This window comes from Pseudomonas sp. RL_105y_Pfl2_101, from assembly GCF_963970585.1.
Taxonomy (GTDB): domain Bacteria; phylum Pseudomonadota; class Gammaproteobacteria; order Pseudomonadales; family Pseudomonadaceae; genus Aquipseudomonas.
The window spans coordinates 39,710-57,187 of record NZ_CAXAPG010000017.1 but is presented as its reverse complement, the minus strand read 5'-3'; the positions used below and the strand labels follow the sequence as shown (position 1 = coordinate 57,187).

Sequence of the window (17,478 nt, the reverse complement as noted above, 5' to 3'; positions counted from 1 at the left end):
TCCTTGCGGATGAGGGATGTCGCAAGCGTGCAGCGGCCGTGCCAAGCGAGTGATCGCGAGGTTATTTATAGACAATCCTGGGGATTGGGTGGGCGCAGGGATCGAAAGCGGTGCGGCGGTGATTCAAGTTGGAACACAGTTCTCATCGCCGATGCGGTTTCCTTGTGGGAGCGAGCAAGCCCGCTCCCACAAGAGATAGGGTTTCTTCAGGAGGAAGGAGGCAATGCCAGGAACCGCAACACCGCCGCGACGATGGCCTCCGGCGCATCTTCCTGGACCAGGTGCCCGGCGTTCGGAACAGGGTGGAACTGCGACCCCGGGATCATCCGGTGCAAGGCCCGGCCACGTTCGATGGGGATCCACTGGTCATCCTCGCCCCACAGTATCTGGGTCGGGCAGCGTACGGTCGGGTACAGGCCTTCGACTTCGCGGGTATACCGCTCGTCCATCTGCGCAATCTGCCGATAGAGCGCCGCCTGGCCCGGCTCGCCAAGCCACGGCTGCACGTAGGGCGCCAGTTCTGCGTCCGGGATGTCCCGTTTGATCGCACCGCGGATGTAGGTCGGCACGATCGCCCGCTGGATGTAGTCGGGCAAGCCGCTGAACGCCGCTTGATGCTGGCGTACATGCTGCACAAAGGGTGAACCCCAGGGCGACAGGGCCACCGGGTCGATCAGGGTCAGGCTGCGGTAGTCCTTGCCATTGAGCAGGTGCGTGCGCAGGGCCGTCGCGCCGCCAAAGTCATGGGCCACCACGTCCGGGCAATCCAGGCGCCAATGCTCCAGCAGTTGTGCGAGCAACGGGTTCTGCACGCCGAGGGACACATCGGCATCGGGTTGCGCGGACTGGCCGTACCCCAGCAGGTCGAAGTAATGCACTGTGTGGGTGGCGAAGAACAGCGGGGCGATGCGGTGCCAAACGTAGGAAGAGAAGGGGGTGCCGTGGACAAACACCAGCGGTGGGCCATCGCCGTGGATGGCGTAGCGGATGGGGTGTCCGTTGAAGTTGTAGACGTGATCCAGCGGCCAGTGGGTCATGATCGAACCTCTGTTTGAAAGGGGTCAGGGGATCATAGGCCAATGCAGGCAGGTCATGGAAAGCACAGCGGGGTAGCTAGGTTTTGTGGGAGCAAGGCTTGCCCGCGACGCAGACGCCTCGGTTCAAGAGAGACTGTGTCATCTTCATCGCGAGCAAGCTTTGCTCCCACGGGCGGACTCCACAGGTTTTATTCGCCGTGGTAGATGCAACCGCTGGTGCAGGTCTCGTGGATGCGGATGGCGCTGAGTTCCGGCAGCAATGGCTTCAATTCATTCCAGATCCACTTGGCCAGGACTTCGCTGGTGGGGTTTTCCAGGCCAGGAATGTCGTTGAGGTAGTTGTGGTCCAGGCGCTCATAGAGCGGCTTGAAGATCGCCTTGATTTCCGAGAAGTCGCGAATCCAGCCCGTATGCGGATCGATGTCGCCGCTCAGGTGGATCGCCACCTTGAACGAGTGGCCGTGAAGGCGGCCGCACTTGTGGCCGTCCGGCACATGGGGCAGGCGGTGGGCGGATTCGAAGGTAAACTCTTTGAAGATTTCCACAGGTTCGGGCTCTTTAAGGTAGCGGTCGCGAGGCAGGCGGCGCAGTTTATCAGTTTGATAACGGCGTTGCGCGACCGTGCTGACTAAAGGGTCAGCAAACGCTCGCCCAATCCGCCGTTGGCCGTCAGCTCCAGGAACTCATCACCGAGCCGGCGGCTCTCGTCCATCGCTGTGCGCCAGTACTGGCGGCGGCTCGGGTCATCGCCCATGAAACGCTTGAAGTCGTTGCGGTCCGGCAGTTTGCCGTAGGGCAGGCGCGCCAGGTATTCACGGGACGGCGCCAGCAACAGCACGTCTTGCAGGCGGTCGACGTTGGCCCGACGCCACGGCAGGCCCTTGTCGAACCAGCCGGGAATGACCCGGTCGGTGAAGTGTGGGTACAGCACGATGTCCTCGCCGCTGTACGGCAAGTCGAGGTGGTAGTCCAGCAAACCGCCGTCGCGGTAGGTGCCGGCACCGGCGCCCGGCAGGTCGCGCACGCCTTCCATGACCATCGGGATCGAACCCGAGGCCAGCAGGGCCTGGCGTAGGTTGCCGGTGACCAACGGAACGAAGCGCGACGGAAAGTCATTTAACGGATGCAGGGGCGGGGCCAGGCGCGGGTCATGGATGATCAGCCGTTCGAAATGCCGCGACAGTCGTGCCCGGCCTCGCAGGTTGTCGGCCATCACCGACGACAACCCCAGGCCCAGTCGGCCGCGATGATCCTGGGCCAGCAGACCGTGGCTCTTGACCACCATGATGTTGAGCCGGTATCGCGGGTTATCGAGGATCGAAGCGTCGCGGCCGTCGAGCAAGTCGTCGAGCATGCGTTGCGAGCTCTGGCTGATCCCGGCCATGGTCACGCCTTTGGCGAAGCTTTGTTCGTTGTACAAGGTGCCCAGGCGCCGGATTCCCTCGGCGGCGTCCGGCAGGCAGGCGCTAGCGAAGCGCCAGGCCCCCACCGAGGCCCCGATCAGCGAGCGCTCCCGGGGCGCGGAGGGCAGCCATTGGCCGAACAGCGCCAGGTCCAGTCCCTGGATGCCCAGGGCCTTGGGACCACCGGCGGCACCCGGCAGGATGCCGACGTCGGCGGCGTTCAAGCCGGCCTGGCGAATCCGCCCGAATGCACGCGGGCCGGCCTTGAGGGTGAGGGCGGGAAACTTGATGTGGATGGCGGTCATACCGGTCTCATGGTCTAGCGGGTGCAGCGATTATAGGGAGTCCTGTAGGAGCCGCGTAGGAGCTGTCGAGTGCAACGAGGCTGCGATCTTTCCCCAGACACTTGAGTCGCAAGCGAAAGATCAAGATCAAGATCAAGATCAAGATCAAGATCAAGATCAAAAGATCGCAGCCTTCGGCAGCTCCTTGGGGGGGAGGAGTGTTCCATGATGGCCATTCAGTTTCAGTTAAGTTCGCGTCGATACAGTCCCCCTAGTGAAGATTATAAAAAGGAGATACCCCATGAACCGCCTGACTGCCTTTTTCATCGCGACCCTCATGGCACTCGGTACCAACCTGGTTCACGCACGAGACCTGAGCGTGGACCAAGCCCGCAAACTGCAAGACGCTGGTACCATCCTGTCCTTCGAAAAACTCAACGCCGCTGCCCTGGCCGAACACCCTGGTGCCACCTTGACCGATACCGAGCTGGACGAAGTGTACGGCAAGTACATTTACCAGGTGGATCTGCGCGATACGAAGGGCATTGAGTGGGATCTAAAATTGGACGCCACTAACGGCAAGGTGCTCAAGAATCATCAGGATACGTAATGAAGCTTAATCTGCGGGCCCATAGTCGATGGGCGCTGGCGCTGCTGGCGTTTTGTTCGCTGGCCGTGGCCCGGGACCTGGATCAGGACGAGGCCCTGCAACTGCGCCAGCAGGGCGTGATCCTGCCGCTGGAACACTTGCTGCAACGGGCGATGGATCTCCATCCCGGCGCCAAATTGCTGGAGGCCGAGCTGGAAGAAAAGCACGGCGTCTATATTTATGAGGTCGAATTGCTGGCCGCCGACGGCGTCGTGCGCGAACTGGACCTGGAGGCCTCGACCGGCCGTTTACTCAAAGATGAGGAAGACTGATGCGTCTGCTTCTGGTGGAAGATCACGTGCCCCTGGCCGACGAACTGATGGCCGGGCTTGTACGCCAGGGCTATGCCGTCGACTGGCTCGCCGATGGTCGTGACGCGGTGTATCAGGGCAGCAGTGAACCCTACGACCTGATCATCCTCGATCTCGGTCTGCCGGGTGTGCCGGGGCTTGAGGTGCTCGCACAATGGCGTGCCGGAGGCCTGAGCACGCCGGTGCTGATCCTCACCGCACGTGGGTCCTGGGCCGAGCGCATCGAAGGCCTCAAGGCCGGGGCCGACGATTACCTGACCAAACCTTTTCATCCTGAAGAGCTGCAGTTGCGGATCCAGGCGTTGCTGCGCCGCTCCCACGGCCAGGTCAACCAGCCGACGCTGAAATCAGCCGGGTTGCACCTGGATGAGAGTCGTCAGTGCGTGGTCCGCGACGGCACCGACATCCAGCTCACGGCGGCCGAGTTCCGCCTGTTGCGTTATTTCATGCTGCATCCCGAGCAGATTCTTTCCAAAATCCATCTCGCTGAACACCTGTATGACGGTGAGACCGAGCGCGATTCCAACGTGCTGGAAGTCCACGTCAACCACCTGCGGCGTAAGCTGGGACGCAGCGTGATCGAAACCCGTCGCGGCCAGGGTTACCTGTTTGGCGGGCAGGCGCAGTGAGGTCCATCCAGCGGCGCCTGAGCCTGGGGCTGATCGGTGTGATGGTGGTGGTCGGCCTGGTCCTGGCACAGACCAGTCTGTGGCTGTTCGAGCTGGGCTTGCAACGTTACCTGGAGGCCGGGCTGCGCAACGACAGCGAAAACCTGCTGGTGGCCCTGGTGCGTGGCCCGCAGGGGTTGCAGTTGGATGAGCGACGTTTGTCGCCGGCCTATCAGCGACCGTTTTCCGGGCACTATTTTCGCATCGATTTTGCCGATGCGCACTGGCGCTCCCGTTCCCTGTGGGACCAGGAACTGCCGCGGCTCGACCACCCGGGCCTGCACAGCAACCTGCAACTGGGGCCTGAGGGCCAGAAGCTGCTGGTGCTGCGCACCGACTATCGACGGTTGGGCCAGGCAATTTCCATCAGCGTGGCCCAGGACTACACGCCGGTGCGCGACAGTTTCCGCCGAATGCAGCAGATCGGCTTTGGTCTCGGGTTGGCGGGGCTGCTGTTGATTTTGTTGCTGCAACGCATCACCGTGCGCCGCGCCTTGCGTCCACTGGACCGGGCGCGGGATCAGATTGCCCAGTTGCAACGCGGGCAACGCTCACAACTCGACGAACAGGTGCCACGGGAGCTGGAACCGTTGGTGGCGCAAATCAACCATCTGCTGGCTCACACCGAAGACAGTCTCAAGCGCTCGCGCAACGCCCTGGGCAACCTCGGCCATGCCTTGAAGACCCCGCTGGCGGTATTGCAAAGCCTGGCGTCGAACGAGAAGCTGGACCCGTATCCCGAGTTGCGCAAGCTGTTGCTCGCACAACTGGAGCAGGTCCACCAGCGCCTGAACCGGGAACTCAACCGCGCCCGTCTGTCCGGCGACGCCTTGCCCGGCGCGCACCTGGACTGCGACGCCGAACTGCCGGGGTTGCTGGCCACGCTGAACATGATCCACGGCGAACACCTGCACCTGAGCTACGTCGCCCCGCCAGGCCTGCACCTGCCCTGGGACCGTGAGGACCTGTTGGAACTGCTGGGCAACCTGTTGGATAACGCCTGCAAATGGGCCGACGCCGAGGTGCGCCTGAGCATGATCGAAACGGTCCAGGGGTTCAGCCTGGCCGTGGAGGACGACGGCCCGGGCATCCCCAAGGATCGCCGCGACCAGGTGTTCAGCCGCGGCACGCGGCTGGATGAGCAGACCGATGGACACGGCCTGGGCCTGGGCATCGTGCGGGACATCGTCGACACCTGGGGCGGCCTGCTGGCGTTGGACGACAGTGAGTGGGGTGGGTTGAAGGTGGTGATCGAACTGCCCCGACGCTGACAGCTATTTAATGGCACCGCCTCCCTGTGGGTGGGGCGAGCCTGTGGGAACAACGCTTGCTCGCGATAGCACTTAAAGCCAGTACCGGTGTTGTAGGTGACGACGTCATCGCGAGCAAGCGTTGTTCCCACAGGCTCGCTCCCACACGGGGGAAGATGGATTCAAGCACTGTGGGCAACTGAAAACCCGCCCCACGGCCCTTGCAGCTTGCCGCCGCTTGCTGCAAAGTCGCGACCTTTTTGTCCGGTGGCTTTCCATCGCTGTGCTTTGAGGTAATGATGATAAATGCAGTAATTGCCGCGGTTGGCGTCATGCTGGTGCTCAGCCTGGCCCGCGTGCATGTGGTGATCGCGCTGATTGTCGGCGCGTTGGTGGGTGGCCTGACGGGCGGCCTGGGGATTGAGGCGACGCTCAAGGCGTTCAACGCTGGCCTGGGTGGCGGTGCGACAGTGGCGTTGTCCTACGCCTTGCTCGGTGCTTTCGCTGTGGCGATTGCCAAATCCGGCATGGCCCACGCCCTGGCGGACAAAGCCCTGGCCCTGGTGGGGCGCCAGGATGCCGCAGGTGGCTCGGGCGTCAAATGGGTGCTGATCGGGCTGCTGGGAATGGTCGCGATCGCTTCCCAGAACATTCTGCCGATCCACATCGCCTTCATCCCGCTGCTGGTGCCGCCGCTTCTCTATGTGCTGACCAAGTTGCAGTTGGACCGCCGGCTGATCGCCTGCGTCATGACCTTCGGCCTGATCACCCCCTACATGTTCCTGCCAGTGGGTTTCGGCAATATCTTCCTCAACGAAATCCTCCTGGCCAGCGTCGCTCGCAGCGGTGTGGATGTCAGCGGCATCACCATTACCCACGCCATGGGCATCCCGGCGCTGGGCATGGTGTTCGGCCTGGTACTGTCGTTTTTTACCTACCGCAAGAAACGCGTCTACGATTTGAAGCAAATTGCCCGAGTCGAGCAAGTGGCGGTGCGCTACAACCCGTTGAGCCTGATGGTGGCCGGGTGTGCAGTGGCGGCGGCGTTCGCGGTGCAGTTGCTGGTGGACTCGATGATCATCGGTGCCCTGGTCGGGTTCCTGATTTTCTCGCTGTCGGGGGTGGTGCGCTGGCGCGAGACAGACGACCTGTTCACCGAAGGCATGAAGATGATGGCGATGATCGGCTTCATCATGATCGCGGCTTCAGGCTTCGCCGAAGTGATGAAGGCCACCGGTGAAGTCCAGAGCCTGGTGGAGTCTTCGGCGGCCTGGATTGGCCACAACAAGGGCGTTGGCGCGCTGATTATGTTGCTGGTGGGGCTGCTGGTGACCATGGGCATCGGCTCGTCGTTTTCTACCGTACCGATCCTGGCGGCGATTTTCGTGCCACTGTGCCTGCAGCTGGGCTTCAGCCCGCTGGCGATCGTCTGCATCGTCGGCACCGCCGGCGCCCTGGGCGACGCCGGCTCGCCAGCCTCGGACTCGACCCTGGGCCCGACCTCCGGCCTGAACATCGACGGCCAACACCATCACATCTGGGACACCGTGGTCCCGACCTTCATCCACTACAACCTGCCGCTGCTGGTGTTTGGTTGGGTGGCGGCGATGGTGTTGTAACCTCAATACCGAGTTGCCTCAATCGCGAGCAGGCTCGCTCCCACCTTGGAATGCATTCCAAGGTGGGAGCGAGCCTCTCGCGAGGGGTCTCCTCAATTCGACCCTTCTCTTAAGCCCTGTTCACCTTGCCCTACAGTTTTGCCGTGCGATGCCGTTATACAGCTAACCACGCCAACAACACCTACAAGAGTGAACAGCATGCGCCTGAGCTTGAAGGCTAAAGTCCTGTCCCTTGCGATACTGCCGGTATTGCTGTCCGCCGTGATCATCAGCCTGACCACGGCTTTCATCTTGAAAGAGCAAGCTAGCAAAGAGGTCCTGCAGACCCGCGAACGCTTGCTCAGCGATGCCAAGGCCACACTGCAGAATTATGTGGCGGTGGGCCTGACCGCCATCAAGCCGCTCTACGATGCTGCCGCGCCTGGCGATAATGAGGCGCGCGCCCAGGCGATCAAGCTGCTGTCGAATATCAGCTACGGCAAGGACGGCTATTTCTTCGGCTACGACTCCGAGACCATTCGTCTGTTCAAGGCCAACAGCCCTGAGGGCGTGGGCAAGAGTTTCAAGGACAACCGCGACCCGAACGGTGTCTATGTCAACCGTGACCTGGTGAAAGTCGCCAAGGACGGGACGCATTACCTGGAATACAGCTCGCCGCTGCCCGGCAGCAAAGACCTGGTGCCCAAGCTGGGCTACACCGAATACCTCTCCAAGTGGGACCTGGCGGTCGGCAGCTCGGTCAACCTGGACGGCATTGAAGCCCAGGTGGCGTTGGTGGAAGCCAAGGTTCATGAACGTCTGCAAGGCGTGATATTGAGCATCGTCGGGATTGCCGTCGTGGTGTTGCTGGTGATCGCGGTGGTGGGCCTGTTGCTGGCCAACACCATCCTGCGGCCGTTGCACCTGATGAAAGACAACCTCGACGACATCGCCGCCGGTGAGGGTGACCTGACGCGTCGCCTGACCATCACCAGCCAGGACGAGCTCGGCCAGTTGGCCGGTTCGTTCAACCGCTTTGTCGACAAGATCCACGGCCTGGTGCGGCAGATCACCGACATGACCTCGCAACTGACCGGGCTGGTGACGCAAGTCTCCGAGCAGGCCCAGCGTTCCGAGCAGGCCATGGAACGCCAGCGCCACGAAACCGATCAGGTCGCCACAGCGATCAACGAGATGTCCTCGGCTGCCCAGGAAGTCGCCCGCAGCGCCCAGGGCGCCGCCGTCGCGGCCCAGCAGACCGACGAGGAAGGGCAATCGGCCAAGCGCGTGGTGGCCGGCAGCATCCAGCAGATTCATGCGTTGGTGAGCGACATCCGCAGCAGCGGCGTGTCCCTGGACAGCCTGCAGCAGGACGTGGCCTCGATTGTCAGCGTGCTCGGGGTGATTCGTTCGATTGCCGAGCAGACCAACCTACTGGCCCTCAACGCCGCCATTGAGGCTGCGCGGGCCGGTGAAGCGGGGCGTGGGTTTGCGGTGGTGGCCGATGAAGTGCGGGCCCTGGCCAGCCGGACCCAGCAGAGCACCCAGGAAATTCAGGGCATGATCGATCGCTTGCAATCAGGCACCCACGCGGCAGTGGAAGCGATGCGCCGTTCCAGTGAGGCCGGCGACGGTACTTCGGAACGGGCCAATGAGGCGGGCGCCTCCCTGGACACCATGGCGCAACTGATCGGCACCATCAACTCGATGAACGCCCAGATCGCCAGCGCTGCCGAAGAACAGACCGCGGTGGCTGAGGAAATCAACCGCAGCGTGCATCAGATCGCCGTGGCTGTGGACAGCGTCGCCGACGAAACCCAACTTGGCGCCCAGACTTCCCGCAGCCTGGCCGACCTGGGCCAGCGCCTGGGCAAGCTGGTGGGGCAGTTCCGGATCTGATCCCACCGCAGCAGGAGCTGCCGAAGGCTGCGATCTTTCGCTCTCGATCCAGATGTTTTCACCTGGGCAACCGGGTCTTATCGAGAAAGAAGGATCGCAGCCTTCGGCAGTTTCTGCCGGGAGCTAAAGATTTGTGGCATGCAGAATCCTGTGTCCATCACAAATCCCCTGTTGGGCTTGCTCGGTGGCGACTATGGCTCGCGCACATCGCGCATCAACAACCCAAACTGCAGATCCACTGCATCCGGGATCGGCACGTACACCACATGCCCATCCCCCGGTGCCACCTCAATGCCCTGGCCTTTGGCGTTCTGCAACTGATGCAGGTCGAAGTGGAAATTACCCTTGGGGGTCATCAGTTCCATATGGTCCCCCAGGCTAAAGCGGTTCTTTACCCGCACTTCGGCCAGGCGTTCGCGCCGTTCGCCGGTCAGTTCGCCGACGAACTGCTGGCGCTCCGACACCGAGCTGCCGTTCTGGTAGTTCTGGTATTCGTCGTGCACGTGGCGCCTTAGAAAACCTTCGGTGTAGCCGCGTTGGGCCAGGGACTCGAGGTCGGTCATCAGGCCACGATCAAATTCCCGGCCGGCCACCGCGTCATCGATGGCCCGGCGATACACTTGGGTGGTGCGCGCGCAATAGAAGTGCGACTTGGTCCGGCCTTCGATCTTCAACGAATGCACACCCATGCGCGCCAGGCGCTCGACGTGCTGCACGGCCCGCAGGTCCTTGGCATTCATGATGTAGGTGCCGTGCTCGTCCTCGAAGGCTGGCATGGATTCTTCCGGGCGGTTGGCTTCCTGAAGCAAAAACACCTGGTCGGTGGGCGCCCCGAGGCCCAGGGTCGGCTCCGGCTGATAGGTCTGCACAATGTCACCCACGGCGTTTTCCACCGCCGGTTGTGCCGAATACTTCCAGCGACAGGCATTGGTGCAACTACCCTGGTTGGCGTCGCGCTTGTTCAAATAGCCGGACAGCAGGCAGCGCCCGGAATAGGCCATGCACAGCGCTCCATGGACGAACACCTCCAGCTCCATGGCCGGCACCTGTTCACGGATCTCGGCGATTTCCTCCAGGGACAGTTCCCGGGACAGGATGATCCGGCTCAAGCCCTGCTGCTGCCAGAACTCGACGCTCGCCCAGTTCACCGTGTTGGCCTGCACTGACAGGTGAATCGGCATCTGGGGGAAATGCCGGCGCACCAGCATGATCAACCCCGGGTCGGACATGATCAGCGCGTCCGGCGCCATGGCGATCACCGGTTCGAGGTCTTTGAGGAAGGTGCGCAGCTTGGCGTTGTGCGGGGCAATGTTCACCACCACGTAGAAGCGCTTGCCCAAGGCTTGGGCCTCGGCAATACCCAAGGCCAGGTTCGCGTGGTCGAATTCGTTGTTGCGCACCCGCAGGCTGTAGCGCGGCTGGCCGGCATACACCGCATCGGCACCGTAGGCGAAGGCATAGCGCATGTTTTTCAGGGTGCCGGCGGGGGCCAGTAGTTCGGGGGCGGCGAGGGTCATGATGGCGTCGGATCGCAAAAGGCGGCGAGGGTAACCCATGGTCGGCCAGGCCTGATTGATCTGAATCAATGCGCGGCGTAAACGAGAAGGCACTCCCACGAGTCCTGGCTGACTAATGTTTATCCCGCCTTTGGACATGGAAAACTGATGAATCGGAAGATGCTGCAAAACAAAGCCCAGATGTTGCTCCTGGTACTGGTCACGGTTGCGTTCATCTGGATTCTGTTGCCGTTTTACGGCGCGGTGTTCTGGGCGGTGATCCTGGGCATCGTCTTTGCGCCGATGCAGCGCCGCCTGCAGTTGAAATTCGGCTGGCACCGCAATGTCACCTCACTGTTCACGTTGAGCATCTGCGTGGTCAGCGCGATCTTGCCGGTGATCATCATCAGTACGTTGTTGGTCCAGGAAGGCGCGGCGTTGTACAAGAGCCTGGAAAGCGGAGAGCTGGACATTGCCGATTACCTGGCCCGCTTCAAGGACGCCTTGCCGCCTTACTTCCAGCACCTGCTGGACCGCTTCGGCCTGGGCGACCTGAACGGCTTGCGCGACCAGATCGTCAAGGGCGCGATGCAGGGCAGCGAGTTCTTCGCCACCCAGGCCTTCAGTTTCGGGCAGGGGACCTTTCAGTTCCTGGTCAGCTTCTTCGTGATGATCTACCTGCTGTTCTTCTTTCTGCGCGACGGCACGGAGCTGGTGCGCAAGGTGCGCACGGCCGTTCCCTTGGCGGGACATCAAAAGCGCCGCCTGCAGTTGAAATTCAATCGGGTGGTGCGCGCCACGGTGAAAGGCAACCTGCTGGTCGCCATCAGCCAAGGTGCGCTGGGTGGGCTGATCTTCTGGATCCTGGGGATTACGACGGTGTTGCCCTGGGCGGTGCTGATGGCGCTCCTGTCGTTGTTGCCTGCGGTGGGGGCGGGCCTCGTCTGGGGGCCGGTGGCGGTGTATTTCCTGCTCTCGGGGGCGATCTGGCAGGGCGTGGTGCTGACGCTGTTCGGGGTGTTCGTGATCGGTTTGGTGGACAACTTTCTACGCCCGATCCTGGTGGGCAAGGACACCAAGATGCCCGACTATATGGTGCTGGTCTCGACACTGGGCGGGCTGGCGGTGTTCGGGCTGAACGGCTTCGTGATCGGGCCGCTGATCGCCGCGCTGTTCATATCGAGTTGGGCCCTGTTCGTCGAAACCACGCCGCGGGTGCAGTTGCCTTAGGCGCGCAGCAAGTACGGACCGATGCGTTGCGACAGGGCCTGGGCGGCGGGCAGTGAAGTCAGCGGGCCGCTGATGGTCACCCCGTCTTGCACCAGATACCAGCAGGCCAGTAACCCGAGCTCCCGGAGTGGGGCGGGGACGGCGCTGCCAACGACAGACATGATTTGAACCTTGGGCATGGGAAACCTCCATCAATCGATGGGGTTACATTACGACTCAGTGGGTGTAACGAAAAATCAACCGGCTCAATAGTAGGAATCGATACCGCTCAGTCGACGACCAGATCGAGCATGTGCACCACTTCCTGTTCATTGAGCAGCCCCTTGCGCACCAGGCTTTCCGCCAGCAGGGAAAGAAACTTGGCGCTGCGGTGACCTTCCAGTTGCTTGAGTTCGGTCAGCACGTTGTACACCTTGCTGGAGGTGCACAGACCGACGATGCGGTGGGGGTTTTGTGTGGGCATAGCTTCGTCCTTGTTTTTATGAAGCTGTTGTTGGCGGACAGGGCCAGTTTGCGGCCCGGTCATGACGCACACGTGACAGCTTGGGTTGTTGGAAAAAAGAAAGCAGGATTCAGACCATAATGCCTTTTTGGTACCCGATAGTTGTTCCGGCAGCGACCTCGGGCAGGCATATATGGCCATCGAACCGCTTTTTACCCACAAAAAAGCGATGTGCTTGAACGTCGAACTTCATAGGTTGTTCTATTTGGTGCTCAGCGCATTGGCCAGCCGCCGCATGGCCGCTTCGATTTCATGGGCGGTCAGGGACGAGTACCCCAATAGCCAACCTTGTTTCTTTTCTTCGCCGGCGTACAGCCGGCTGAGGCCGGGCAGTTGCACGCCCGCACTGGCCGCTTGGCGGAGAGTCTTTTCCTCCGACCAGCCATCGGCCAGCAGGCAGGGAATCTGCAGCCCGCCTTGGGGGCGCAAGGCGGTAACGATTCCGTCCAGGTGGCTGCCAATGGCATCGAGCAGGGTTGTACGGCGTCCGGCGTAGAGTTTGCGCATGGCCCGGACATGGGCGTTGTAGTGACCGTCTTCCATGAAGCGTGCCAAGGTCAACTGAAGGATCTGTGGTGTGTGGCCGTCCATGATGCTGCGCGCGTAGGTGAAGGCTTTGACCAGCTCCAAAGGCAACACCATGTAACCCATCCGCAACCCCGGATAGAGCGTTTTGCTGAAGGTGCCGAGGTAGATCGTACGCTGGTATTTGTCCAGGCCTTGCACGCACGCCGTCGGCAGCCCGTCGTAGTGGAACTCGCTGTCGTAGTCGTCCTCGATGATCCACTTGCCATGCTCGGTCGCCCAGTTGATCAGCTCGAGTCGGCGTTCCAGCGGCAGGGTTGCCCCGGTGGGGTATTGATGCGAAGGCGTCACATAGACGCAACTGGCGCCGCTGCGGTCCGCCCGCAGCAGGTCTGTGCGTATGCCCAGTGCATCGACGTCAATGGGCACGACCTTGGTCTCTGCCGTTTCAAAGGCCTTCCGGGCGCCGTAGTAGCCCGGGTTTTCCAGCAGGATCGGTTTGCCGGCATCCACGAGTAACTGCGCGCACAGAAACAGGGATTGGCGAGTGCTGCTCAACACCAGGATCTGGTCGGGGGAGCATTTGGCCCCGCGTTCGAGGTTCAAGTAGGTGGCGATCGCCTTGCGCAGAGGCTCGGCGCCTTGTGGGTCGCCATGCAGCAGGATGTTGCCCCGGTAGTCCTTCATGACCTGGCGTTGCAGGCGTTCCCACACATCGGTGGGGAAGCTGCGGGTTTCCGGTAGCCCCGTGGCGAAGGCCTTGATGACCTGTTGATCAGTCACGCCACCACTGTCGAAAATCATCTGTCCGCGCCGGCTCAATCCCGATCCTGGCATCGCTTCGCTGCGCTGGATGTCTTGCAGTTTTTGGCGTCGGCGCGCAGCCCCGCGCAACTCGGTGCCAACCGTCTCGGATACATAGCTGCCCGAGCCCTCGCGCCGCACGATGAAGCCATCGCGGTGCAATTGCACATAGGCGTTCTCGACCGTGTCACGGGCAACGCCCAGCGTCTTGGCCAGGACCCGGGTTGCCGGCAGCTTCAGGCCAGAGTCAAGGGCACCGTCGAGGATCAGTGCGCGCAGGGCACGCTGAATCCGCTGGTGCAGATCCAGCAACTGAAACTCGGCGTCATTGAGTCGCATCTTCAGCGTTTCGAGTTCGAAGGTTTTTGCCATGCGGTCTGCTCTGTATGAATAAATTGGCCTGCAAAGGCAGGCCAGTCTATCCGTAGACTCTGTCCATCGCTATTGCGTTTGTGCTCGGCGATCTATCGCTTGGTGGGCCACTTTGAGAAGGGCTGGATTAAGGTATGGCAAGGTCACACAACTTCAGCGCAGGGCCAGCCGCGCTGCCGCTTGAAGTGCTTCTGCAAGCGCACGAAGAGTTTTTCGACTTCGCTGGTACCGGCATGTCGGTGATGGAAATCAGCCATCGCTCAGAAGTGTTCATGGAACTTGCCTATCAGACCGAACAAGACCTGCGGGCGATTCTGCAGGTGCCCAGCCAGTACAAAGTGCTGTTCGTGCAAGGCGGCGCCTCGCTGCAGTTTGCCCAGGTGCCGATGAATCTGTTGGGCGATAAAGGGACTTCGGACTATCTGCATACCGGGCTCTGGTCGGGCAAGGCCATCCAGGCTGCTCAGCGCTACTGTGACGTTCGTATCGCTGCCAGCAGCAAGGCTTCTGGCTTTGATCGCATCCCCGCCGTGACGGACTGGAACCTCAACCCGAACGCCGCCTATCTGCACTACACGGAGAACGAAACGGTGCACGGCGTGCAATTCGCCGGCGCGCCATGCGTGTCGGTTCCTCTGGTCTGCGACGCCTGTTCAAGCCTGCTCTCCAAACCCATTGATGTGGCCAAACACGGCCTTATCTATGCCGCCGTGCAAAAGAACATGGGGCCGGCGGGCCTTACCATCGTGATCATTGACGCCGCGCTACTCGATGCCGCACTGGAGGTCACCCCCGACATTCTCAATTACGCGCACATCGCCAACGCGGAATCGATGCTCAATACGCCGGCAACCTTCCCCTGGTACCTCACCGGTTTGACACTCAAGTGGATTCAACGCTGCGGTGGTATCGAGAAGGTCCACCAGACCAACCAGGCCAAGGCCGAGCTGCTGTATCGCACGATTGACGACAGCGACGGGTTCTATCGCAACAGTGTGCAAGCGTCGTTTCGCTCGATCAACAACGTGCCGTTCGTGCTCGCCGACACCGCGGTTGAAAAGGACTTCTTGTGCCTGGCCGATCAGTCCGGATTCAAAGGCCTCAGGGGCCATGCCTCGGTTGGTGGTGTCAGGGCCAGCATCTACAACGCGGTCACGCTGCCGGCGGTCGAGGCATTGACCGATTTCATGAAGGACTTCGCCCGTGTGCATGGCTAGGCATGGACCGCCGCAGGCTCGATAAGTGGTCTGGTTTCATGCGCAAAAGTGTATGGGAAAAACAGGCCATTTCAGCGTTATAAATCACTTTCCAGTCGAGGCGAAGTACCTCGCTTTGCAAGGAGCAAAGTAAAGCCATGTCCTCTTCAACATCCAAGTCATCTATTCGCCTCGGCGATCTCATTCATCCGATTGTCGCCGGTCTGATCTCGGTCATTGTCAACTATGGCGGCACCTTCATTCTGGTCTTCCAGGCAGCCAAGGTGGCTGGGCTGAGCCCTGAGTTGACAGCTTCGTGGGTGTGGTCCGTGTCGATTGGCGTGGGCGTTACCGGGCTGTTCCTCAGTTGGGCTTCTCGCGAGCCGATCATAACCGCCTGGTCGACACCCGCGGCGGCATTCCTGGTCGTCGCCCTGGCCACCACGCCCTATGCCGAGGCGGTGGGCGCGTACATGATCTCGGCCGCTGCCTTCGTGCTGCTGGGCTTGTCCGGCTACTTCGAAAAAGTCATCCGACTGATCCCGCCGGGTGTGGCCGCAGGGCTGCTGGCCGGTATCCTGCTGCAGTTTGGCATCGGTGCTTTTGGCGGCATGAGCATTGACCCGATGCTGGTCGGGTTGCTGATTGTTGCCTACATCCTGCTCAAACGTTTTACCGCACGCTACGCGGTGGTGGGCATTCTGGCATTGGGGCTGGCCTTCCTGCTGATTCAGGGACGTTTAGATTTGTCGGGGCTGGGGCTGCAACTCGCGGCACCCGTGTTCACCCTGCCTGAGTTCTCGCTCAATGCTTTGCTCAGTGTCGCGTTGCCGCTGTTTCTGATCACCCTGACCGGTCAGTACATGCCTGGCATGCTGGTACTGCGCAACGATGGGTTCAGCACCAGTGCGAATCCGATCGTGACCCTCACCGGGTTGGGTTCCTTGCTCATGGCGCCCTTTGGTTCCCACGCGTTCAACATTGCGGCGATTACAGCAGCCATCTGCACCGGCAAGGAGGCCCATGAAGAACCCTCCAAGCGCTGGATCGCCGGCATTGCTGCGGGCGTCTTCTACATCCTCGTAGGGGTCTTCGGCGTGACCCTCGCTGCGGTGTTCATGGCCTTCCCGCCAGCCTTCATCACTACTCTGGCCGGGCTCGCCCTGCTGGGCACCATCGGCGGCAGCCTGGCTAGTGCCATGGTTGACGCCAAATCCCGCGAAGCCTCGCTGATTACCTTCCTGGCTGCTGCCGCCAACATCACTTTGTTCGGGATCGGTGGGGCGTTCTGGGGGCTGTTGATTGGTCTGGTGGCGTACGCCGTACTCAACGGCCGTTTGCCGCGTCGCGAGCCGGTCTTCAATCCTGCCGCCGAGCCTGTCACCCGTAAAGGAGCTGCCAACTGATGCAAGCCCGTATTGAAGAGCTCACCGAAGTCGACACCCTGACCCTGCACGAGTGCCACGGCCGCTACCCGCAGGCCAACAGCGTTGAGGACTTTCGGCGCAATCTGGCTGCAGTGCAGCGGCGCATCGCCAGCGCCTGCCAGCGTGTCGGTCGTGATCCAGCGAGCGTACGTCTGCTGCCGGTGAGCAAAACCTTTGACGAAGCACACCTGCGCCTGGCCTACGTCGCAGGCTGCCGGCTACTGGGCGAGAACAAGGTGCAGGAAGCGCAGCGTAAATGGGAAGCCATGGCTGACCTGACCGACCTGCAATGGTCGGTCATCGGCCACCTGCAAACCAATAAGGTTAAGCAGGTTGCTCGTTTTGCCTCCGAGTTCCAGGCGCTGGACAGCCTGCGTGTGGCCGAGGCACTGGACCGTCGCCTGCAAATCGAAGGTCGGCAGCTGGATGTGTTCGTCCAGGTCAATACCTCCGGTGAGGTCAGCAAATACGGCCTGAGGCCCGAAGAGGTCGCCGACTTTTTACGTGCGCTGCCTGCGTTCTCTGCGCTACGCGTGCGAGGCCTGATGACGCTGGCACTGTTCTCTGCCGACGTCGCCCGTGTCCGCCCTTGTTTCGTGCTGCTGCGCGAACTGCGCGAGCGTCTGCGCCAAGACGCACCGGCCGGTGTCGGGCTGGAGGAACTGTCCATGGGCATGTCCGGTGATTTCGAAATCGCGATCGAAGAAGGTGCGACCGTGGTGCGTGTCGGTCAGGCCATCTTCGGTGCACGCGCCATGCCGGACGCCTATTACTGGCCTGCGGCGGATGCTAGCCCCGGCAGTAATGACTCGCGCGAACCCTAAACC

Annotated in this window: 17 protein-coding genes and 1 pseudogene; 11 read left to right on the top strand and 7 right to left on the bottom strand. The window is 61.5% G+C overall.

Annotation, left to right across the window (positions count from 1 at the left end):
- Positions 1–206: 206 nt before the first annotated feature.
- The 3 genes from AACY31_RS18315 to AACY31_RS18305 form a co-directional block, all read right to left on the bottom strand.
- On the bottom strand, positions 207–1,037 hold the full coding sequence (locus AACY31_RS18315; protein ID WP_339482529.1) for an alpha/beta fold hydrolase: 831 nt from the start codon (positions 1,035–1,037) through the stop codon (positions 207–209).
- A gap of 188 nt (positions 1,038–1,225) precedes the next feature.
- A complete protein-coding gene (queD, locus tag AACY31_RS18310) occupies positions 1,226–1,582 on the bottom strand; it encodes a 6-carboxytetrahydropterin synthase QueD (RefSeq protein ID WP_003203918.1) in 357 nt (118 codons plus the stop codon).
- An 83-nt stretch (positions 1,583–1,665) separates the two neighbouring features.
- Complete coding sequence (locus AACY31_RS18305) at positions 1,666–2,745, bottom strand: patatin-like phospholipase family protein (protein WP_339482527.1); 1,080 nt, start codon at positions 2,743–2,745, stop codon at positions 1,666–1,668.
- Between the two features lie 280 nt (positions 2,746–3,025).
- Between AACY31_RS18305 and AACY31_RS18300 the strand changes: the two genes are divergently transcribed.
- From AACY31_RS18300 to AACY31_RS28960, 7 genes and pseudogenes are all read left to right on the top strand, one after another.
- Positions 3,026–3,334, top strand: a complete 309-nt coding sequence (locus tag AACY31_RS18300) for a PepSY domain-containing protein (protein ID WP_339482526.1) — start codon at positions 3,026–3,028, stop codon at positions 3,332–3,334.
- Positions 3,334–3,645 carry a PepSY domain-containing protein gene (locus AACY31_RS18295; protein WP_339482525.1) on the top strand — a complete coding sequence of 104 codons (312 nt, stop codon included), beginning with the start codon at positions 3,334–3,336 and terminating at the stop codon, positions 3,643–3,645. The genes AACY31_RS18300 and AACY31_RS18295 overlap by 1 nt, the downstream gene beginning before the upstream one ends.
- Positions 3,645–4,313: a response regulator transcription factor gene (locus AACY31_RS18290; protein ID WP_339482524.1), complete on the top strand. Its 669-nt coding sequence runs from the start codon at positions 3,645–3,647 to the stop codon at positions 4,311–4,313. Before AACY31_RS18295 ends, AACY31_RS18290 begins: the two co-directional genes overlap by 1 nt.
- Positions 4,310–5,623: a sensor histidine kinase gene (locus AACY31_RS18285; protein WP_339482523.1), complete on the top strand. Its 1,314-nt coding sequence runs from the start codon at positions 4,310–4,312 to the stop codon at positions 5,621–5,623. Before AACY31_RS18290 ends, AACY31_RS18285 begins: the two co-directional genes overlap by 4 nt.
- 281 nt (positions 5,624–5,904) lie before the next feature.
- Positions 5,905–7,221, top strand: a complete 1,317-nt coding sequence (locus AACY31_RS18280; RefSeq protein WP_339482568.1) for a Na+/H+ antiporter family protein — start codon at positions 5,905–5,907, stop codon at positions 7,219–7,221.
- 198 nt (positions 7,222–7,419) lie between these two features.
- Positions 7,420–8,241 (top strand): annotated as a pseudogene (locus tag AACY31_RS28965) (cache domain-containing protein); the annotation flags it as partial.
- Positions 8,242–8,277: 36 nt separating this feature from the next.
- Positions 8,278–9,099 carry a methyl-accepting chemotaxis protein gene (locus AACY31_RS28960; protein WP_445261561.1) on the top strand — a complete coding sequence of 274 codons (822 nt, stop codon included), beginning with the start codon at positions 8,278–8,280 and terminating at the stop codon, positions 9,097–9,099.
- A 191-nt stretch (positions 9,100–9,290) separates the two neighbouring features.
- Here the strand turns inward: AACY31_RS28960 and trhP are convergent, their stop codons facing one another.
- Positions 9,291–10,616 (bottom strand): prephenate-dependent tRNA uridine(34) hydroxylase TrhP, encoded by a 1,326-nt coding sequence (gene trhP / locus AACY31_RS18270; protein WP_339482567.1) that lies wholly within the window; start codon positions 10,614–10,616, stop codon positions 9,291–9,293.
- 147 nt (positions 10,617–10,763) lie between these two features.
- On the opposite strand from trhP, the gene AACY31_RS18265 reads away from it, so the two are divergent.
- Positions 10,764–11,825 carry an AI-2E family transporter gene (locus AACY31_RS18265; protein ID WP_339482521.1) on the top strand — a complete coding sequence of 354 codons (1,062 nt, stop codon included), beginning with the start codon at positions 10,764–10,766 and terminating at the stop codon, positions 11,823–11,825.
- On the opposite strand, the gene AACY31_RS18260 is transcribed toward AACY31_RS18265, so the two are convergent.
- The 3 genes from AACY31_RS18260 to pdxR all read right to left on the bottom strand — a co-directional run bounded on the left by AACY31_RS18260 (position 11,822) and on the right by pdxR (position 14,028).
- Positions 11,822–12,004, bottom strand: coding sequence for a hypothetical protein (locus AACY31_RS18260; protein ID WP_339482520.1), 183 nt, complete (start codon positions 12,002–12,004; stop codon positions 11,822–11,824). The genes AACY31_RS18265 and AACY31_RS18260 overlap by 4 nt on opposite strands.
- Before the next feature lie 89 nt (positions 12,005–12,093).
- Positions 12,094–12,288 (bottom strand): hypothetical protein, encoded by a 195-nt coding sequence (locus AACY31_RS18255; RefSeq protein ID WP_339482518.1) that lies wholly within the window; start codon positions 12,286–12,288, stop codon positions 12,094–12,096.
- Between the two features lie 240 nt (positions 12,289–12,528).
- A complete protein-coding gene (gene pdxR / locus AACY31_RS18250) occupies positions 12,529–14,028 on the bottom strand; it encodes a MocR-like pyridoxine biosynthesis transcription factor PdxR (RefSeq protein ID WP_339482516.1) in 1,500 nt (499 codons plus the stop codon).
- Positions 14,029–14,162: 134 nt separating this feature from the next.
- Here pdxR and serC point away from each other — a divergent pair, with 134 nt between their 5' ends.
- From serC to AACY31_RS18235, 3 genes are all read left to right on the top strand, one after another.
- Positions 14,163–15,245, top strand: a complete 1,083-nt coding sequence (serC, locus tag AACY31_RS18245) for a 3-phosphoserine/phosphohydroxythreonine transaminase (protein WP_339482514.1) — start codon at positions 14,163–14,165, stop codon at positions 15,243–15,245.
- A 137-nt stretch (positions 15,246–15,382) separates the two neighbouring features.
- Positions 15,383–16,630, top strand: coding sequence for a benzoate/H(+) symporter BenE family transporter (locus tag AACY31_RS18240; protein ID WP_339482512.1), 1,248 nt, complete (start codon positions 15,383–15,385; stop codon positions 16,628–16,630).
- A complete protein-coding gene (locus tag AACY31_RS18235; RefSeq protein ID WP_339493022.1) occupies positions 16,630–17,475 on the top strand; it encodes a YggS family pyridoxal phosphate-dependent enzyme in 846 nt (281 codons plus the stop codon). The genes AACY31_RS18240 and AACY31_RS18235 overlap by 1 nt, the downstream gene beginning before the upstream one ends.
- Positions 17,476–17,478 lie beyond the last annotated feature (3 nt).

Coding starts and splice junctions, on each gene's coding strand:
- AACY31_RS18315 (WP_339482529.1), bottom strand. CDS start 1,037: ATGACCCACTGGCCGCTGGATCACGTCTACAACTTCAACGGACACCCC.
- AACY31_RS18305 (WP_339482527.1), bottom strand. CDS start 2,745: ATGACCGCCATCCACATCAAGTTTCCCGCCCTCACCCTCAAGGCCGGC.
- AACY31_RS18300 (WP_339482526.1), top strand. CDS start 3,026: ATGAACCGCCTGACTGCCTTTTTCATCGCGACCCTCATGGCACTCGGT.
- AACY31_RS18295 (WP_339482525.1), top strand. CDS start 3,334: ATGAAGCTTAATCTGCGGGCCCATAGTCGATGGGCGCTGGCGCTGCTG.
- AACY31_RS18290 (WP_339482524.1), top strand. CDS start 3,645: ATGCGTCTGCTTCTGGTGGAAGATCACGTGCCCCTGGCCGACGAACTG.
- AACY31_RS28960 (WP_445261561.1), top strand. CDS start 8,278: ATGACCTCGCAACTGACCGGGCTGGTGACGCAAGTCTCCGAGCAGGCC.
- trhP (WP_339482567.1), bottom strand. CDS start 10,616: ATGACCCTCGCCGCCCCCGAACTACTGGCCCCCGCCGGCACCCTGAAA.
- AACY31_RS18265 (WP_339482521.1), top strand. CDS start 10,764: ATGAATCGGAAGATGCTGCAAAACAAAGCCCAGATGTTGCTCCTGGTA.
- AACY31_RS18260 (WP_339482520.1), bottom strand. CDS start 12,004: ATGCCCAAGGTTCAAATCATGTCTGTCGTTGGCAGCGCCGTCCCCGCC.
- AACY31_RS18255 (WP_339482518.1), bottom strand. CDS start 12,288: ATGCCCACACAAAACCCCCACCGCATCGTCGGTCTGTGCACCTCCAGC.
- pdxR (WP_339482516.1), bottom strand. CDS start 14,028: ATGGCAAAAACCTTCGAACTCGAAACGCTGAAGATGCGACTCAATGAC.
- serC (WP_339482514.1), top strand. CDS start 14,163: ATGGCAAGGTCACACAACTTCAGCGCAGGGCCAGCCGCGCTGCCGCTT.
- AACY31_RS18240 (WP_339482512.1), top strand. CDS start 15,383: ATGTCCTCTTCAACATCCAAGTCATCTATTCGCCTCGGCGATCTCATT.
- AACY31_RS18235 (WP_339493022.1), top strand. CDS start 16,630: ATGCAAGCCCGTATTGAAGAGCTCACCGAAGTCGACACCCTGACCCTG.